The organism is Novosphingobium sp. FW305-C-111 (assembly GCF_058783565.1).
The window spans coordinates 1-17,928 of record NZ_JBYSYP010000017.1; the positions used below are offsets into that span (position 1 = coordinate 1).

The following is a 17,928-nucleotide window of genomic DNA, read 5'->3' on the forward strand; positions in this document are numbered from 1 at the left end:
AAACCATCGAAATGAGGGGTCCCTTTTAGACGCCGATCACCCCGCTAACGGGGTCCTTTTTGCACGCCGATCCACAGATTCAGGGTGTCCAGGGCCTCATCCTTCGTTTTCAGGCGGTTGCAGATCGGTTTGCTCATGATCACGAAGTTCAGGCGGTACTCGCCCCTGCACTGGAACGCGCAGAGGAAATGCTCGTCGAAGGCCGCGAGCGGGTTACCGGCCTGCGTCAGCACAAACGGCGCGATCTCCTGACCGAGCTGGCAAGAATTCTCGCCGACGATATCTACCCGCAGGATCTGATTGCCCCGCTCGAGATCCAGGGCACTCCACGTCCGATCATTGAAGGCTTGCTCGACGACGTGCTGGCTGTCCTGTGCGAGGCATTGAACAATGCCGCGTGCCATTCCAAGGCTTCACGGATCGAAGTTGGCGTGCGGTATGGGCGCTGGGAATTTTCGGCACACGTCCGCGACAACGGCATCGGCATGCCGAGCGAGGTGCTCGAGAAGGGCAGTCCGCACGGCCATTTCGGTGTGATCGGCATGCGCGAACGGATGCTATCGATCGGCGGCAGATTGGGTGTGGAAAGCGCTGAGGGCTTTGGCACAGATATAACCATCAGGCTGCCCGCGAAGCTGGCCTATGGCAGATCCGCGAAGATGTGAGCTTGAAGGGTCGGTCGGGGGTTGCTCAGCGCACCCTGATCGGCCAGTTGCGCGATGCGTTTTTGGATCTGGTGGCCTTGAACGCGGCTTGTTGAAAAACGACGTCGACCCGACAAATCAGTCGCGAATGAACGTCACGTCCAGTCGCATCCCTCCGACGGCAACCGTTTCCACGACCTCGATATCGTGAATGCCTGGCAGGGTGCGGATGGACTTCTGGATAAGCCGGACGAGAGCTTGCCGATCCGCGGCATTGACGAGGACGGCGATATTGAAGCGCCCAGTGACCAGCGCGACATAGGAAATCGCGGTATTGTCGCGCAAGGCGGCGGCAATCTCGCGGGTGCGGGCCGGTTCGGTCTGCAGGCGCACAAACGCCGAGGCCGATATGTTCGCGGCCGCTACATGAACAAGCGCGGTGAATTTCGCCGAGCGATCGCGTTCAAGCGCGGTCAGCCGCTTGCGCACCGCGGTTTCGGATATGCCCAATGCCTCGGCGACCTCGCGGTTGCTGGTCCGCGCGTTTCTGCTCAGGATCGCGAAGATCTGTTCGTTGAGATCATCGTGCTTCACAGGTCATCTCCTTCCGAACGATGCCGGTTGTCGAACTTCAAGAGTTCGGTGGAGATGGACATGTCTTTGAAGAACAACCCTTCGAACTGGGAAAACTTTGTGTCGATCAAATGCTGAAGCTCTACGACATCTTTCACGCAGACATGAACGATGAGATCGGGGTCGCCCATGGTGATGACAACCGCGAGGGCTTCCTCCATTTCGTAGAGCTTTGCAGCGACCGACTTGATGTCCTTCGCCACAATATTGATGTACAAGAGGACGCTCAGATACTCGGGCCCCAGGTTGCGCTGAAGGACGATCCGGAGAGCCTCCTGCTCTTCCATCGCGCGAATGCGATTGCCGACCGATGCCTCTGATATCCCGATGCGCCGGGCAATCTCGTTGTTCTTCAGGCGGGCATTTTCCTGAAGTGCTTCGATGATTTTCCAATCCGTTTCATCGAGCTTGATGTTCCGCAACACATGCTCCTTTCGCAGCGAACGTTGCCGCGTTCAGGGCGGGTAGCCTGCCCTATTCGCACTGTCCAGCAGCCGACAACCAGACCATCGAGCCTAGCCGGACCATTTCCAGAAACAAACTCATAACACGACCTATGCGCGCGAAAATTCGCAGAAATTGGCGCTTCGCCGCGATTGCCGAACCTAATACGGTTTATATGGCAATCAAAATGCATTGATGGATGCGGGACTGCGTGCCTAGCATGCAAAAAACAAAAAGCGACTCGGTGGAGAGACTGAAGGGCAAACCGACCCCGAATGCGCGATCCGATCGTACCGCGGCGATACTGCGGCGAAGGCTGAATTCTCGCAATCAGAAGAGCTGGGCCGCTGTAGCAACTTGGCCTGCCCTTCAGACAACTTCGAACAAGATTTGAAATGACGGTTGATGTCGGGCGTGTCTCGCCCCGGCCCCGCCGTGTGTGCATTGCATCGGGCAAAGCCCGAGGGGAGATTCCTGTGGCTCACTACAATCTTATCATCCGAGGCGGCACTGTCGTGGACGGAACCGGCGCCGAACGCCGTGTTGCGGACGTCGCGATCACTGGCGGCAAGGTTGCAAGGATCGGCGACCTTTCAGCGGACAGTGCCGACCGCGACATCGACGCGACCGGGCTGATCGTCGCGCCGGGGTTCATCGATCTTCACACACACTATGACGCGCAACTGTTCTGGGATCCCTATTGCACCATCTCTGGCTGGCACGGGGTTACCTCGGTCGTCATCGGCAATTGCGGTTTCGGCTTCGCCCCTTGCCGAAAGGAGGACCGCGAACGTTCGATGCTCGCAATGACCCGCAACGAGCAGATCGACATGGAAGCGATGCGGCAGGGCATGCCGTGGGACTGGGAGACGTTCCCCGAATTCCTCGACAGCGTCGAGCGCACGCCCAAGGGCGTCAATGTCCTCACTTTTGCTCCGCTCACGCCGATCATGATCTGGGCGATGGGGCTGCAGGAAGCCAAATCACGTCGGCCCAACCCGGAGGAACTGAAGAAGATCCAGGGCTTGATCCACGAGGCGATGGATCACGGGGCGGTCGGCTGGTCAGTGCAGCGACTGGGCGAGAACTCGGTGCAACCGGACTATGACGGCACGCCGATGGTGACCGACATCATGACCGACGAGGAAGGCTACGCCTTTGCCGAAGTGCTCAAGGAGCGCGGTGAAGGCGTGATCCAGCTGACCTATGCCCCGATCGGCAAGGAGAATCTGGCTCAGTCCTTCCTCAATCAGCGCGTGTTCGATTGGGAAGAGCGGCTGGCGGAGATTTCCGGCCGGCCGATCATCCACAACATCATCGCCGCCACAAACGGACTGCCAGAACTGCACCGCACGCCGATCGAATGGCTGAAGGCGTGCCAGCAGCGCGGCCTTGAAATCTACGGACAGGGCGAGACCAATCGCAACTGGCAGCAGTTCGACTTGACCACCTGGAACGGTTTCGATCTCGCCCCCTCGTGGAAGTCGGCGCTGATGGGGACTCCGTCCGAGCGACTTGCGAATATCCGCAATCCGGAGATCCGGGCGGCCATGCTGGCCGATTCCGCCTATATCGACATTCTCGGCTCTCAGGGGGCGCCGATCGATGTCTATCGGCTGACCGGTGACGGCGGCAATGCACAGCTGACGCCGTTGATCGGCAAGACCATGGCGGAAATCGGGGCGCTGCGGGGCAGCACGCCGCTTGAGGCCTTTATCCAGATTGCCGATGAATCCGAGCTGCTGGCCGAATTCATGTCGCCGTTCGTTCGGGCGCCAAGCGCCGAATACACCGCGGAGATGATCAAGTCGGGCGTTATCATGCCGGGCATTTCGGATGGCGGTGCGCATACCAAGTACTTCATTGGCGGCACCTACACCACCGACTTCCTGACCTGGCTGGTCCGCGATGCTGGCGTGCTGACGCTGGAAGAAGCGCACGAGGCGCTGAGCGGACTCCCGACGAGGGTCGCGGGCTTCAAGGATCGCGGTACGCTGGTCGAAGGCAATGCGGCAGACATCGTGGTCTACGATCTGCACAAGCTCAAGCGTACGCCGGAGGATACGTATCTCACCTTGCACGACCTGCCCGGCGGAGACTGGCGCCGCGTGCAGAAATCGGAGGGCTACCGCTACACTATCGTCAATGGCGCGGTGACGTTTGAGGACGGGACGACAACCGGTGCGCATCCCGGGCGGCTGCTGCGCCACGGTGCGTGAATGGCCGCGCGCCACAAATAGGACTTTAAAAAGACAAAGATTGCGGAGGGGGAGTTATGAAAATCAAGTTTGAGAGCATCATCCCTGCTATTGTTCTTGCCGCTGCAGCCGGTGCTGCGCCGGCCTTCGCCGAGGATGCTGCTGCAGCAGATGCAAGCGCAGAGGATCCCCGCGAGATTATCGTGACGGCGCAGAAGAGCGCGCAGTCTCTCCAGTCTGTCCCGATGGCGATTTCGGCGGTGTCGGGCGAAGACCTCTCATCCCGCGCAGTGATGAACATCGGGGATGTCACGCGCGCGGTTCCCGGTCTGAATTACCAGGAAACGAATGGTGCCATCCAGATCACCATTCGCGGCGTTGGCCTGCAGGTCCAGACGGGTCTGGCCGAGCCAAACATCGCACTGCACATCGATGGGGTGTTCCAGCCCGCCTCAACCGAGGCAGATGTGCCTATCGTCGATCTGGAGCGGGTGGAAGTGCTGCGCGGCCCGCAAGGTACGCTCTATGGGCGCAACGCCACCGGCGGCACGATCAACTTCATCACGAAGAAGCCCACGCCGACGCTGGAAGCGGGCGCATCGCTCGGCACCGGATCGTTCAATGCGGTGCGCGGCAATGCCTACGTGTCAGGGCCACTTTCGGGCGACACCCTGATGGCCCGCGTGTCCGGCTACTACAACCGGGACGACGGCTACTATTACAACTCGTTCCTCAAGACGCGCCAGATGGGCTTCGAGAAGTGGGGACTCAAGGGGGCCATTCGCTACGCGCCCAGCAATGATGTCACGGTCGATCTCAGCGGTTATTACCAGCACGGCAGCGGGGATACGCCGGTCCAGTCGATCTTCCGCGGCACAAACCCGCTGATCGATGGTCTTGTCGCGGCAGGGTTCCTGCCTGCCGGCAGTGTCGCCATCGATACGGGCAACTGGCGCACGGCTGGGGAAACGCCCAGCACCGCCAAGTTCTGGACGGCCGGTGCCACGCTTGACGCGCAATACGATGCGTCCGATGCGATTTCCGTCCGGTCGATCACTGGCTTCATCAAGCATCGCTATGGTCCCTTCGTCTACGATGCAGATGGCACCTCGCTCGGGATCGTCACCGTAGGCTCGCCGACCGGGGAGGCGCGCTCGCAAGGGTCAAAGTCGATCAGCCAGGAGTTCAATTTCTCCGGCCAGGCCGGCGGCCTGAAGTACGTCGCGGGCCTGTTCTATTTCCATGAGGATGCGGATGCGGTTTCGCCCGCGTATTTCCCCAGTCCGCTGATCCAGGCCGTCTTCGGCGCGGGCTTTGCGCCGTTTACCGGCTCGCCCAACACGCTTTACACCGGCCTGCGCTCGGCGATGACGGCGAAGACTGAGGCGTATGCCGGCTTTGCGGACTTGACCTACTCGTTCACGCCGTCGCTCAGGCTCAACGTCGGCTTGCGCCAGACTTTCGATCGCAAGACTTTTGTGCAAAGCGGCGAGAACAACCTCCTCGTTGATGGCGCGCCGTTGTCACTGGTCAGCTGCACGGCGCAAGTGACCAAGCAGCGCTACGACCGGTTCGACTACAAGGTGCGCGGCGAGGCCGATGTCTCGGATCGCGTGCTTGTCTATGGCCAGTACCAGACCGGCTTCAAGGACGGCGGCGTGAACCTTTCGGTCTGCGGCGACGAGTTCGGGCCAAAAAAGTCCGCGCGTTCGAGGCCGGCATCAAATCGACCACGTCGGACAAGACGCTGACGCTCAATGCATCGGCATTCCACTATAACTATGTCGGTCTGCAGGTGCTCTCGTTCATCTCTGCGACCGTTCCGCTGATCGAGAATGTTGACCGGGCAACCGTAACCGGCGGCGAAATCGAGGCGGTGCTGCGGCCCTCGCGCCGGCTGACCACGAACCTCGCGTTCTCGTTTCTCCATACCGACATAAAGAAGTTCTCGAGCTTCGACTCCCGACCGAATATCCTGCGTGATCTCAAAGGCTTGCCGCTACCCAGCGCACCCAAGTTCACCGTCAACGCGGGCCTCGAGTATTCCATCCCCGTAGGAGACAACAACATCTTGCTGCGGGCGGAGACCTTCTTCTCGTCGGCCTACAACTTCCGTCTGTTCAACGACAAGGAAGACGAGCAGGGTTCGTACACGGTGACCAACCTTTCGGCTGCCTACGAATTTTCCGGCGGCAAGTATCAGGTACGCGCCTTCGTGAAGAACATCGAGAACACTGCCTATCAGCTCAACGGCCTCTTCGCGGGCACCGTCGGCAGCGCGGGCACCTGGGCGCGTCCGCGCGAATGGGGCATCGATGTCAGCGCACGGTTCTAGACCGGCAGGGCAGTTTGCCCGGGAGCAGGGCGCGCCATGACCTATGTCATCGCCGCGCCCTGCGTTGCCGACTATTCGTGCGTGGAAATCTGTCCGGCCGATTGCATCGGTCCACATCCCTCGAGCCCGGAGTTCGACACGGCCGAGCAGCTCTACATCGATCCCGCAAGGTGCATTTCCTGCGGCGCGTGCGTGGGAGCCTGCCCCGTCGATGCCATCTTCCGCCATGATGAACTGCCCCAGCGTTGGCGGCACTACGCCGAGGTGAATCGGCAACATTTCGCAGCGGTGAGCGGATGATGGAGCACTCGCGCGCCATTGCGATCGTGGGAGCAGGACCTGCGGGCGCCTATGCCCTGCAGCATGTACTCGTTCGCGCGCCGTTCCCGGTCGAGATCGACCTATACGACCGGCAGCCGGTCCCTTGGGGTCTGGTCCGGCACGGCGTGGCGGCGGACCATCAGGACAAGAAGCGGATCATCGACCGGGCGTTCGAGCCGCTGATGCGGGACAGCCGGGTGCGCTTTCTTGGCGGGGTGGAAGTCGGCAGCGCGCCGGGATTCGATGACCTGAGAGACGCCTATGATGCGGTCATCTGCGCGGTGGGCGCGGATGGAGACAATCGGCTCCATATTCCGGGCGAAGATCTTTCCGGAAGCTGGTCCAGCCGGGAGTTCGTCGGCTGGTGCAATGGTGATCCGCGCCACGCGCGGCACGCGGTCGCGCTGTCCGGCGAGCGAGCGGTGATCATCGGCAACGGCAATGTCGCCCTTGATATTGTGCGGCTGCTCCTGCGACCGGCCAGCGACCTTGGTACGACGGATATTGCCGATCATGCGCTGGATGTGCTGGCGAAAAGCACGATCCGGGAAGTGGTCATCGCGGCGCGGCGCGGTCCCCGTGATGCTGCTTTCCACAATCCGGAGCTGGAGGAGTTTGGCCTCCTCGAGGATCTCGATGTCGCGGTGGCGCCCTCGATTGGCGCGCTTGATAAGGCACTGGGCGATCCAGATCTGCCAGGCGGCACGCGGCGAAAACTCGAAACCTTGCATGCACTGGCGCTCCGGCCGCAGCGCGGTACCAAACGCCTGATCTTCCGCTTTTTCGCCGCCCCCGCCGCCATTTGCGGGACCGAAACGGTAACCGGCATCCGGCTGGCCGCGAGCAGCGAGCCACTGGAAAGCGAACTGCCGGAAAGCGAACTGCCATGTGACATTGTGATCCGTGCGACGGGCTATCGCGGTACGCCTCGCCCCGGGCTTCCTTTCGACCCCGAGACCGGCGTCGTGCCCACGCAGCAGGGGCGGGTGATCGGTTCGAGCGGTGTCATCAGCGGGCTCTATGCGACCGGCTGGGCACGGCGCGGATGCAAAGGTGTGATCGGCAGCAATCGCAAGTGCGCCGGCGAGGTGGTGAACGCCGTTCTCGACGATCTCGCCGGGGTCTCGTTCAGCGCGGAGCGGGCCGCGCACCGCGCGGCCTTGCGGCGCAGGTTCGAGGCATCAGACGCAGTGCTGGACAAGGCAGGCTGGTGGGCACTCGACCGCGCCGAGCGCTTGCGCGGGCTGCAACGCGGCAGTCCGCGGGTGAAGTTTACCAGCGCCGGGCAGATGGTGCAGGCGGGGCGGATCGGGCGGTAGGATGACGTACAGAGAGACCCACACCTTCTGCCGCATCTGCGAACCCTCGTGCGGCCTGATTGCCTCGATCGACGCCGAAGGAGACGTGGTGGCTCTACGGCCCGATTCCGGGCACCCGGTCGGAGGAACCGCCTGCCACAAGGGCCTTTCGTTCCTCGATATCCATCGTGACCCGGACCGGCTCAACTGGCCGCTGCGGCGAACCAACGCCAAGGCTGATTTCCCTGGCAGCTTTGAGCGGGCCGAATGGGCGGACGCGCTGGATGCCATTGCGGACAAGGTTGCACAGCTCAAGCAGGCGCATGGCCCGAACTCTGTCGGGATTTACTTCGGCAATCCGTTCGGTGTCGGAAACTCGGCCGGCTGGGCTGCCGTGGAGCCGCTGCGTCAGGCCATCGGCACCCAGATGATCTTCAGCGCGGGCACGCAGGATGTGACCAACAAGACCGCCGTGGCGCAGGAAGTCTACGGCGCCGCCGGTGTACTCACGATCCCTGATCTTGCGCGGACCAGCTACCTGCTGTGCATCGGCGCCAATCCGCGCGTTTCGCGCTGGACGGCGATGTCGCACCCGAACGATGACCTGGCCAGCATCGAGGCGATCCGCGCGCACGGCGAAAAGGTTCTGTTCGTCAATCCGCGCCGGATCGAATCCTCGGGCCCCTCGACCGGGCCGACCCTGCACATCAGGCCGGGGACCGATGTCTATTTCCTCGCGGCGCTATTCAACGAACTGAAGGCAATCGGAGCGTTCAAGGCCGACCTCATCGCCAGCCGGGCCAAGAATTTCTCGAGGCTTGCGGACCATGCCGCGCGCTTCACGGCCGAGGAAGTCGAAGCCGTCACCCAGATCGCGCCGGAGCAGGTGCGCGACATCGCGCGCGACATTGCCGCGGCATCAGGGGCCGCCGTCTACATCTCGACCGGCGTGAACCAGAGCCGACACGGTGCGCTCGCGTATCTGCTTTCCGAAATGATCAACTTCGCCACCGGCAATCTCGGCCGGACAGGGGGCACTTTCAAACCCGGCGCCCTCGTCGAGAGCTTCGTGCCAGTGGCCTCGATGACGACCGTCAAGACCTCGATTGGCACCTTCACGCTCCCCGAGCCGCTTGGCGGGGCCACCTTGCCCGCCGCCGCCATCGCCGATCTGATCAAGGGCGGCGACATTCGCGCCATGATCATCTGCGGCGGGAATCCGATCCTCACAGTGGGCGGCGAGGCCAGCATGCGGGAGGCATTTGCCGGTCTCGACCTGCTCGTCGCGATCGACATCTTCCAATCGGCCACCGCCGAGCTTGCAGACTACGTCCTGCCTTCAGTCGACTGGCTCGAGCACAGCGACGTGAATCTCCTCGGCAGCGGCCTCCAGCCCCGCCCCTATGCGCAATACACTCCGGCGGTCGTGAAGCCCCGGCATGAGCGTCGCAATGGCTGGTGGATCCTGCATTCGCTGACGCAGCGGCTGGGTGGACAGACCCCGCTTGAAGTTCTGCCGGACGATCATGACGGCGACAGCATGTTCGACGCCATCCTCGGCTCAAAAGGCTTGTCGATCGCAGACCTGCTGGCACGGCCCAGCCACACAGCGCTGCTCGATGCCTTGCCGCCCGAGACCTTCTTCGATCGCTGCGTGGTCCATCCGGACCGGCTGATCGATTGCTGCCCCGCGGCCATGGTCAACGCCGGCCTCTTTGCGCGGATGGACAGGATCTTCGCCGAATTGGCAAACGAGGGAAGTGGCACGCTCAAGCTGATTTCGATGCGCACGCGCACCATGCACAACAGCTGGATGGGCAATTCGGCCCGCATGAGAGGAGCCGACCGGCGGGGTGGCATGCTCCACATCAATCCCGGTGACGCGACGGCGAGAGGGATGGTCGAAGGCGACCGGGTCGTGGTCCGCAGCGCCGCAGGGGCAATCGAAACCAACATTGTCCTCGATGCCGACCTCGGCCCCGGCGTCGTCGCGATGACGCACGGCTTCGGCCAGTCGCGGGCACCCGGCATGCGCGTTGCAAGCCGCAATGCCGCCGCAAACTGCAACGCCCTGATGCCCACCACCGCGCAGGACATAGAACCGGTCAGCCACATGTCGTGGATGACCGCGATCCCGGTCGAAATCGAACGCGCAAGATTGTCCACCAGGCCGTAGCGCCGCCGAGTCCCCGGATGGCCGCCTACCAGCGATTGCACGTGCCAGTTCGCGCGGCTCGGTGGTGTGACCTGTCACGCGGAATGGATGTATATAACGAACCAATATTAGCTTTATAGGTTCGCAAAATATTTGACTCAGGACCGATTCGCAAATATCTCGCTTCCAGAAGAGCGACCGGGGCCTCATGCTCGAAGCGGCCTGCTGATAGAAGAATGCCAGAGGCGCAGCGCGATCGGCGGTTTGATTGGCCGCCATCCCGCACCGCCCTTTGCGAGGGAGAGACAGATGTACGATCTCATCATCAAGAACGGCACGATCGTGGACGGCACCGGGGCGCCCCGGTTTGCCGGGGACATCGCCATACACGATGGCGTCATCGCGAGGGTGGACAGTGCGATCTCCGCGCCCGCCGGCCGCACCATCGATGCGCAGGGCCGCATCGTCGCACCAGGGGTGATCGATCCACACACGCACTATGATGCGGCAGTGCACTGGGATCCCTATTGCACAAGCTCCAGCTGGCACGGCAACACCACAGTAGTCGTCAGCAATTGCGGCTTCGGCTTCGCGCCCTGCCGTCCCGCAGATCGCGACCGTTACATGCTGATGATGGAAAACACCGAGCAAGTGCCCGCAACCGCCATGCGCACGGCCCTGCCGTGGACCTGGGAGTCCTTCCCGGAATGGATGGCCCACATGCGCAAGCTCAACAAGGGCATCAACCTTGCATCCTACATGCCGCTCAATTCACTGATGATCTATGTCATGGGGTTGGATGCGGCAAAGTCCCGCCCGGCGACGAAGACCGAGCGCGGCCGGATGCGCGATCTGCTGCACGAGGCCATGGACGCGGGCGCGATCGGCTTCGCACTGTCCCATCTCAACGAGTACAACGGCCACAAGGACATCGACTTCACACCGATGCCGACGGACTCGATGCTCCCGGAAGATGCGATCTATCTCTCCGAGGTCCTGCGCGAGCGCGGGCAAGGCGTGATCCAGTGCCTCGCGCAACTGAATGCCGTAGTGAACAACAGCTTCCTCGTCGAGGAAATGGCCCGGGTTTCCGGCCGGCCGATCCTCCACAATGTCGTCATCGGCTTCGATTCCGCACCCGAACATCACCTCAACGTGCTCAAGTGGCTCGACAGCACGGCAGAGCGCGGCCTGAACATCTACAGCCAGTCTCTGGTTCATCGCTCATGGGCGGAATTCACCGCGCTCACGGTCGATACGCTATGGCAGAATGTCGAACCGTTTGCCGAGTTCAGCACTTACGTCGGGCCGGAGGACAAGACGCGCGTGCTGCATGACGCATCCTTCCGCCAGCGCGCCCGTGAGCGGTACAATCCCGATGTGATGTACGCCTCGGGCGGCCCCATCGAATCGCACAAGCTCGTCGATGCCAAAGCCTCCCGGTTTGCGAAATACAACGGCAAGCTGGTTGCCGAGATCGCGCGGGAGGAAGGCTGCCTTCCTATCGATGCGCTTTTTGACATCATCGCGGAAACGGGTGGCCATGCCGATTTCCGGACAACGGAAGCAACGACAAAGGACCCCGAGAAGGTCGATGCCATCCTGCGTCATCCGCGTGTGCTGGCGGGCACTTCGGATGGCGGAGCTCACGTGAAGTTCAGCGACGGCGGCGTCTTTGCGACCGACACGATCGCCTGGATGGAACGCGAGGAACAACGCTTTACGCTCGAGCAGCTGCACCAGCTCCTGTCGCAGCGGCCTGCCGATGTCCTTGGGCTCGAGGATCGCGGCTCGCTCGTCGAAGGCAAGGCAGCCGATCTCTACATCTACGATTACGACAAGCTCGACTACAACCGCGAGCAGATGGACATTGCCTACGACCTGCCGAACAACGACTGGCGGCGCGTGGTGAAGGCGCAGGGTGTCGATTGGGTTGTCGTCAACGGCGAGCCGATCCTGCGCAACAGCCAGCCAACCGGGGCGATGCCGGGCCGCATGCTGGAAACGGTACGCGACAAGCAGGTTCTGCCTGAGCCGGCGGAGTAGGTTCGTGAACCAGCGCCGAGCTGCCGCAGGAAATGCGGTGGACGCGAGCGTCCCGGACGATTTCGCCCGGGCCGTGGTGACGCCAGCATCCTACGCTGCCCCGGAGCGCCTGCACGAAGGCTTTGCCTGGCTGCGCGGCAATAGACCGGTCGCAAAGCTGACAGCGCCCAACGCACGGCCTTTCTGGCTCGTGACACGCCACCAAGACATCGTCCGGATCGAACGGGATCCGGACTTGTTTCACAATGGCGACCAGTCGACCGTCTATGCCCCTGCCGACATGCTGGCGGGCATCGAAGCCGCCACAGGGGGGCCGCATCTGACCCGCAACATGGTCAACATGGATGGGGCGGAACTTCGTGCCTACCGGTCACTGACACAATCCTGGTTCATGCCAGGCAACGTCAAGAAGCTGACGGATCGCATCCGGCAGATTGCCCGCACACATGTCGATCGCCTGCTGGCAACGGGCAGCACGTGCGACTTCGTTCGGGACGTGGCGCTGCACTATCCGCTGCATGTGGTCATGGAGATCCTCGGCGTTCCCCGCGAGGACGAAGGCCGGATGCTGCTCCTTACCCAGCAGCTGTTCGGTGCGCGTGATCCGGAACTCGGGCGATCTTCGGCGGCGAGGGCCGATCCTGCGCAGGCGCTGCAGGTGTTTCAGGCCGTCCTCGGCGACTTCTACGCTTATTTCCGTGCTCTCACTGCGGAACGCCGCCGCGCGCCGCGGGATGACGTCGCTTCGATAATTGCCAACGCCGTGATCAAGGGAGAGCCGATCGCCGATCATGAGGCGAACAGCTATTATATCCTGCTGGCGACTGCCGGGCACGATACGACGTCGGCCTCGACATCGGGCGCCATGATGGCGCTCGCGCAGGATCCGGAGCTGCTATGCACGGTGCAGGCCAATCCGGCGCTGATCGGCAACCTGGTGGATGAGGCCATCCGCTGGACCACACTCGTCAAGCACTTCATGCGCAGCGCGACCCGCGACTGCGAACTCGCCGGGCAGCAGATCCGCCAGGGCGACTGGCTAATGATGTCGTATATGTCGGCCAACCGGGATGAAGCAGTCTTTGCTGATCCCTTCGCCTTCCGTCTCGACCGTGATGGCAGCAGCCACCTCGCTTTCGGCCAGGGCGCGCACCTCTGCTTCGGTCAGCACCTCGCCAAACTCGAGATGCGCATCCTGTTCGAGGAACTGCTTCCCCACATCAAGGAACTGCGCCTCGATGGTGAACCGGTCTGGACACAGTCCGTCTTCATCAGCGGCCCGAAGCATCTGCCGATTGGTTTTGTGACACATTGACGGGCGATAGCGCGCTCTGACAGCCCGTTTTTCCTCCGACGTGCTGCGACGGTTCGAACGACAGCTTACAATTCTAAGCGGACATACAACCGCCTCCCGTTGAATGGCGTGTCTGGAGGGCCGACCTCCGGCCAACTCATGATTCCTGCCGATATTCAAGATCCTACGCGAACAGTCGTGATGGCACCATCTCCGCCATCCCCATCGCGTCATCGGCGGGGTTTCCGAGGGCTGCCGCGACCAGGCTGGCAACGCTGCGGGCGTCCGCGCGGTGCATGCCGGGCAGCTCGCCGGGTCTTTCGGCGCCTTGTCGCAGCATGGCTCCAGCCCCTTTTCACAACCCCGAACGGAGTTGGCGGTCGCCAGCCGTGCCAAGCGTGCCCGACAGCCACGTCCACAGCGCAAACCTTGCATTGACATGCAACATTCGTGGCGCTACGAATTCTGCACATGAGGTCATATTAAGGGCGGGGAACGTGCCCGCCCTTCATGGGAGGATGCAAAATGAAGGTTCGTGCTTTAGCGACATTGCTGACCACCAGCGCGCTCTCGCTCGCGGTTCCGGCCTATGCCCAGGACGCCGCGTCCGATGGCGACCAGTCCGCCGACTCGGCCCCTGCTTCGGACATCGTCGTCACGGGCACCCGCATCGTCCGTGACGGCTATACCGCTCCGACCCCGGTGACCGTGGCAACGACCGAAGACCTGCAGAAGTCGACGCCCTCGAGCATTCCCGACGCGCTCAACAAGCTGCCGCAGTTCCAGAACTCGCTCAGCCCGGCGAAGTCGGCGAGCAACTTCTCGGCGATCCCGATCCACGGCAACATCCTGAACCTGCGCGGCCTGGGCACCCCGACCGCGAACCCCAAGGGTCCGCTGCGCACGCTGATCCTGTTCGACGGCGTCCGCGTCGCGCCGACCACCTACATCGGCACGATCGACACCAACGTGATCCCGAACCTGCTCGTGCAGCGGGTCGACGTGGTCACCGGCGGCGCCTCTGCAGCCTGGGGTTCCGATGCGGTGGCCGGCGTCGTGAACTTCATTCTCGACAAGAAGTTCACCGGCATCAAGGGCGTCGCCCAGGCCGGCATTTCCGAGCGCGGCGATGTCGGCAACCAGCGCATCGGCGCGGCCTATGGCACCTCGTTCGGTGACGACCGCGGGCACATCCTGCTGAGCGCCGAATTCTACAACAACGAAGGTCTCCGGCGGAACCAGCGCGATATCGGGACCAAGGGCTTTGCCTATGTCGGGTCGACCGTGGGCTGCGCCGTGCCGACCGGCCAGCCGGCCAGCCTGTGCTCGCCCGGCGGGGCGCTCAACCCCTATACGCTCGCCAGCGATGTCCGCCTCTCGGCAGCAAGCGAGTTCGGCAAGATCCTCGCCCCGGGCAATCCCTTCAATAACTACAAGCTCGACGCAAACGGCGTACTGTCGCCGTTCAACAACGGCACCGCGACCGGCTCTGCCTCCGTGTTCATTGGCGGCGACGGCTATCGCATCCCCGACCGCACCACCGCGATTGCCCCGTTCAAGACCTACCAGACCTTCGGCCGCCTGAGCTACGATGTCGCCGACGACGTCAACGTCTATGTCCAGGGCACCTATTCGCGCCAGGACCTGGCATACGACGCGCTGGCCAACAGCCTTGTCCAGGGCAACCCGACCGCGACCCTTTACCAGGGCAACCCGTTCCTGCCGCCCGCGCTGGCCGCGACCCTCGCCCCCGGCGGATCGGTCGGCTTCAACGCCTACTGGGGCGCGCAGCAGGCGACCACCGTCAAGGAACGCACCGACTTCTGGCAGGCGACCGGCGGTCTCGACGCCACCTTCGGCGGCTGGAAGGCCGCGGTGAGCTACACCCACGGCGAATCCGTGCACAAGATGGCCCAGTCGGGCCTGTTCGACTGGCGCAAGTTCTTCGCCGCGGTCGACGTCGTCTCGGTCAATGGCACCCCCACCTGCCGCGTGCTGACCGATCCGGCGTTTGCCGCCTCGTTCGCGGGTTGCCAGCCGATCAACCTGTTCAACGGTGCGCCGATCAACGGCAGCAGCGCCGGCTATGAATACGCGACCGGCACTTCGCGCTACCGCGCCAAGTTCAACCATGACTCGGTCGTGGCCAGCCTGAGCGGTTCGTTGTTCGATTTGCCGGCCGGCCCGGTCGACGTCGTGATCGGCGCGGAATACCGCAAGCAGTCGCTCCACCTGACCTCGAACGCAGACCCGGCGCTGCTCGATACCGCAGGCGAGAAGGCCGCCTACTTCGCGGGTCTGCGCGGCGTGCAGGCGTCCTCGCTGTTCTACTGGCTGACCAATGTCGGCGTCGCCAACGGCAGCCTCGACGTCAAGGAAGCCTTCGGCGAAATCGCGGTACCGATCCTCAAGGACACACCGTTCTTCCAGGAGCTCAGCATCAACGGCGCGGCGCGCGTGACCGACTATTCGACCTCGGGCACCGTGACCACCTGGAAGGTCGGCGGGACCTGGAAGCCGGTTGAGGACTTCCTGCTGCGGGCTACCTATTCCCGCGATATCCGCGCGCCCAATCTCTACGAGCTGTACCGCGGCGATACCTCGAGCATTTCGATCGTGCTCGACCCTGTCTCCACGCTTAACCAGAACGTCTCGCAGGTCAGCGGCGGCAACCCGAACCTGAAGCCGGAAGTGGCGAAGACGCTGACCATCGGCGGCGTGTTCAGCCCCTCCTTCATGCCGGGCTTAAGCATTTCGGTCGATTACTACCGGATCAAGCTGAAGGGCGCGATCGACGCACTGACCGCACAGCAGATCCTCAACAACTGCTCGCAGTTCGGATCGGGTACACCCGAATGCCAGCTCATCACCCGGCCCTCGGCCAACGCGTTCCCCTCGCTGGTGCGCATTTCGGAAGCCAACATCGCGTTCCTCAACACCTCGGGGATCGACTTCGACGCAAGCTACCGTACCGGCCTTGGCAACGGCGCTCTCAGTATCCGGCTCTACGCCAACTACCTGAAGAACTTCGACACCCAGGCCTTCGCCGGCCAGCCGGTGATCCACTATGCCGGCGCCAACGTGATCGGGTCCAACCCGGTCGCCTATCCGCACTGGCGGGGCTCGCTCTCGGTCGACTACTCGACGGAGAACTTCGGGGTGACGGTGAGCGAGCAGTACATCGGCACGATGGACCGCTTCATCAACGCCTCGGCGCCGCTGCTGTCGAACTTCACCGATCCGGGTGTCGGCGCGGTCGTCTACACCGACCTGTCGCTGCGCTATCGCATCCCCAGCGGCAACGGGTACTTCGAGCTGTTCGGCACGGTGAACAACCTGTTCGACAAGGATCCGCCGCTGCTGCCGGGCACCACCCCGGGCGTCAACATTCCCACGAACTTCTCGACCTACGACATCGTCGGCCGGGCGTTCACCGCGGGCGTGCGCGTGAAGATGTAAAGGCCTCCCTCAGGGCGGCCATGACGCGGTCGCCCCATCCAACGAAAGAGCCGGCCGGATCACCCGCGCCGGCTCTTTTTTGTCCGTCCAGTGTCACGCTGCTGCGCTGCGGCCTCAAACCGCGCGGCGGCACCTGACGGGAATCAGGCCTGCGCAGCCCGAGCAGGCTCGAACACGCCGGTGGACTTGGCGCCGTCGCCGGACGATGCCGCCGCGCTTCGTGGGCGGCCATTCGATCTGCGCATGATTATGGCAATAGCTGCAACCAGACGGCCCTCCGCGCCGAACCCGTTGAAAAGGGTTGCCCTCCGGGTGCTGCCGGTTTCGGATGCCTGGAGGTTGGATGACCAGCGAGGAAGACCTGATCGATCGGCTCAGCCGGAAAGCCGCGCCGATCCGCCCCAACAGGCTCCGCTCGATCCTCGCGCTGCAGGTCCTTGCCCTATCCGCTACCTTGATGATGGCGGCATTCTGGCCAGGGCTTCGGGCGGATCTCGCTGCCGGAGCGCCGGCCGGCCAGCTGGTCGCAAGGGAGCTGATCCTGGGCATCGCAGCCCTGTGCTTCATGGTCGGCGCAGCGCGGGAAGGGTTTCCTGCAAGCTGGAGCCCGGTCCCGATCAGGATCGGCCTGGGCGTGCTGATGTTCCTTCCCGTCATGGCGCTCGTGTCGCTGGCGGGACAGGACTCGGGCGACCCCATCCGGGCCGACGCTTTTGCGGAGCTGCGCGCCTGGCACCATTGCTTCGTCTCTGCGAGCGTGCTCGCGCTGCCCAGCGTTGCCGCTCAGGTCTGGTGGATCCGCACACGCGGGACCAGCACCGCGCCGCGCCGCGCAGCCGGTTCGATCGGCCTTGCGGCGGCCGGAACGGGGATGTTGGCCTATGGCCTGACCTGTCCATCAACCCATTGGCTCTATGCCGGGACCGTATACCCGCTCGTGATCCTCGCGGTCGTGACGTCGGCGCGGGCGGGGCTGGCGGGCATTCTGCGATGGTGACTCCGCCGCCTGTGCGCAGACCTTGTGGTTCGAGGTAACCTCCGGCCCAGCCTGCACGAATATGCGAGGTTGTGCCCCATCCTGCGGGCCGCGGGAGAGGAAAT

14 protein-coding genes are annotated in these 17,928 nt (G+C 63.1%); 11 read left to right on the forward strand and 3 right to left on the reverse strand.

The genetic code is table 11. The features are described 5' to 3' along the window. The first annotated feature begins 59 nt into the window (after positions 1-59). Positions 60-665 carry a sensor histidine kinase gene (locus AC3WLD_RS16485; RefSeq protein WP_492558065.1) on the forward strand — a complete coding sequence of 202 codons (606 nt, stop codon included), beginning with the start codon at positions 60-62 and terminating at the stop codon, positions 663-665. Positions 666-782: 117 nt separating this feature from the next. On the opposite strand, the gene AC3WLD_RS16490 is transcribed toward AC3WLD_RS16485, so the two are convergent. Beyond that, positions 783-1,238, reverse strand: a complete 456-nt coding sequence (locus AC3WLD_RS16490) for an Lrp/AsnC family transcriptional regulator (RefSeq protein WP_492558066.1) — start codon at positions 1,236-1,238, stop codon at positions 783-785. Next, entirely contained in the window at positions 1,235-1,699 is a 465-nt protein-coding gene (locus AC3WLD_RS16495; protein ID WP_492558067.1) for an Lrp/AsnC family transcriptional regulator, read from the reverse strand. Before AC3WLD_RS16495 ends, AC3WLD_RS16490 begins: the two co-directional genes overlap by 4 nt. A gap of 537 nt (positions 1,700-2,236) precedes the next feature. Here AC3WLD_RS16495 and AC3WLD_RS16500 point away from each other — a divergent pair. From AC3WLD_RS16500 to AC3WLD_RS16535, 8 genes are all read left to right on the forward strand, one after another. Next, positions 2,237-3,940 (forward strand): N-acyl-D-amino-acid deacylase family protein, encoded by a 1,704-nt coding sequence (locus tag AC3WLD_RS16500; protein ID WP_492558068.1) that lies wholly within the window; start codon positions 2,237-2,239, stop codon positions 3,938-3,940. Positions 3,941-3,996: 56 nt separating this feature from the next. Beyond that, positions 3,997-5,670 (forward strand): TonB-dependent receptor, encoded by a 1,674-nt coding sequence (locus AC3WLD_RS16505; protein WP_492558069.1) that lies wholly within the window; start codon positions 3,997-3,999, stop codon positions 5,668-5,670. Continuing rightward, a complete protein-coding gene (locus AC3WLD_RS16510; RefSeq protein WP_492558139.1) occupies positions 5,667-6,254 on the forward strand; it encodes a TonB-dependent receptor domain-containing protein in 588 nt (195 codons plus the stop codon). The genes AC3WLD_RS16505 and AC3WLD_RS16510 overlap by 4 nt, the downstream gene beginning before the upstream one ends. A gap of 36 nt (positions 6,255-6,290) precedes the next feature. Then, positions 6,291-6,554 (forward strand): 4Fe-4S dicluster domain-containing protein, encoded by a 264-nt coding sequence (locus tag AC3WLD_RS16515; RefSeq protein WP_492558070.1) that lies wholly within the window; start codon positions 6,291-6,293, stop codon positions 6,552-6,554. Next, entirely contained in the window at positions 6,500-7,894 is a 1,395-nt protein-coding gene (locus AC3WLD_RS16520) for an FAD-dependent oxidoreductase (protein ID WP_492558071.1), read from the forward strand. The genes AC3WLD_RS16515 and AC3WLD_RS16520 overlap by 55 nt, the downstream gene beginning before the upstream one ends. A 1-nt stretch (position 7,895) precedes the next feature. Next, positions 7,896-10,049: a molybdopterin-containing oxidoreductase family protein gene (locus AC3WLD_RS16525; RefSeq protein ID WP_492558072.1), complete on the forward strand. Its 2,154-nt coding sequence runs from the start codon at positions 7,896-7,898 to the stop codon at positions 10,047-10,049. 132 nt (positions 10,050-10,181) lie between these two features. After that, complete coding sequence (locus tag AC3WLD_RS16530) at positions 10,182-12,074, forward strand: N-acyl-D-amino-acid deacylase family protein (RefSeq protein ID WP_492558073.1); 1,893 nt, start codon at positions 10,182-10,184, stop codon at positions 12,072-12,074. 4 nt (positions 12,075-12,078) lie between these two features. Then, positions 12,079-13,389 (forward strand): cytochrome P450, encoded by a 1,311-nt coding sequence (locus AC3WLD_RS16535; protein WP_492558074.1) that lies wholly within the window; start codon positions 12,079-12,081, stop codon positions 13,387-13,389. A 163-nt stretch (positions 13,390-13,552) separates the two neighbouring features. Here AC3WLD_RS16535 and AC3WLD_RS16540 read toward each other — a convergent pair whose 3' ends face one another. Then, positions 13,553-13,708, reverse strand: a complete 156-nt coding sequence (locus AC3WLD_RS16540; protein ID WP_492558075.1) for a hypothetical protein — start codon at positions 13,706-13,708, stop codon at positions 13,553-13,555. Positions 13,709-13,893: 185 nt separating this feature from the next. Between AC3WLD_RS16540 and AC3WLD_RS16545 the strand changes: the two genes are divergently transcribed. Both AC3WLD_RS16545 and AC3WLD_RS16550 read left to right on the forward strand, forming a co-directional pair. After that, positions 13,894-16,827 carry a TonB-dependent receptor plug domain-containing protein gene (locus AC3WLD_RS16545; protein WP_492558076.1) on the forward strand — a complete coding sequence of 978 codons (2,934 nt, stop codon included), beginning with the start codon at positions 13,894-13,896 and terminating at the stop codon, positions 16,825-16,827. 343 nt (positions 16,828-17,170) lie between these two features. Further along, positions 17,171-17,824 carry an NrsF family protein gene (locus tag AC3WLD_RS16550; RefSeq protein ID WP_492558077.1) on the forward strand — a complete coding sequence of 218 codons (654 nt, stop codon included), beginning with the start codon at positions 17,171-17,173 and terminating at the stop codon, positions 17,822-17,824. Positions 17,825-17,928: the final 104 nt, after the last annotated feature.

Bases quoted from the DNA above. Each gene is read 5' to 3' on its own strand.
- AC3WLD_RS16505 (WP_492558069.1), top strand. From the start codon at position 3,997: ATGAAAATCAAGTTTGAGAGCATCATCCCTGCTATTGTTCTTGCCGCT.
- AC3WLD_RS16525 (WP_492558072.1), top strand. From the start codon at position 7,896: ATGACGTACAGAGAGACCCACACCTTCTGCCGCATCTGCGAACCCTCG.
- AC3WLD_RS16550 (WP_492558077.1), top strand. From the start codon at position 17,171: ATGACCAGCGAGGAAGACCTGATCGATCGGCTCAGCCGGAAAGCCGCG.
- AC3WLD_RS16545 (WP_492558076.1), top strand. From the start codon at position 13,894: ATGAAGGTTCGTGCTTTAGCGACATTGCTGACCACCAGCGCGCTCTCG.
- AC3WLD_RS16515 (WP_492558070.1), top strand. From the start codon at position 6,291: ATGACCTATGTCATCGCCGCGCCCTGCGTTGCCGACTATTCGTGCGTG.
- AC3WLD_RS16540 (WP_492558075.1), bottom strand. From the start codon at position 13,708: ATGCTGCGACAAGGCGCCGAAAGACCCGGCGAGCTGCCCGGCATGCAC.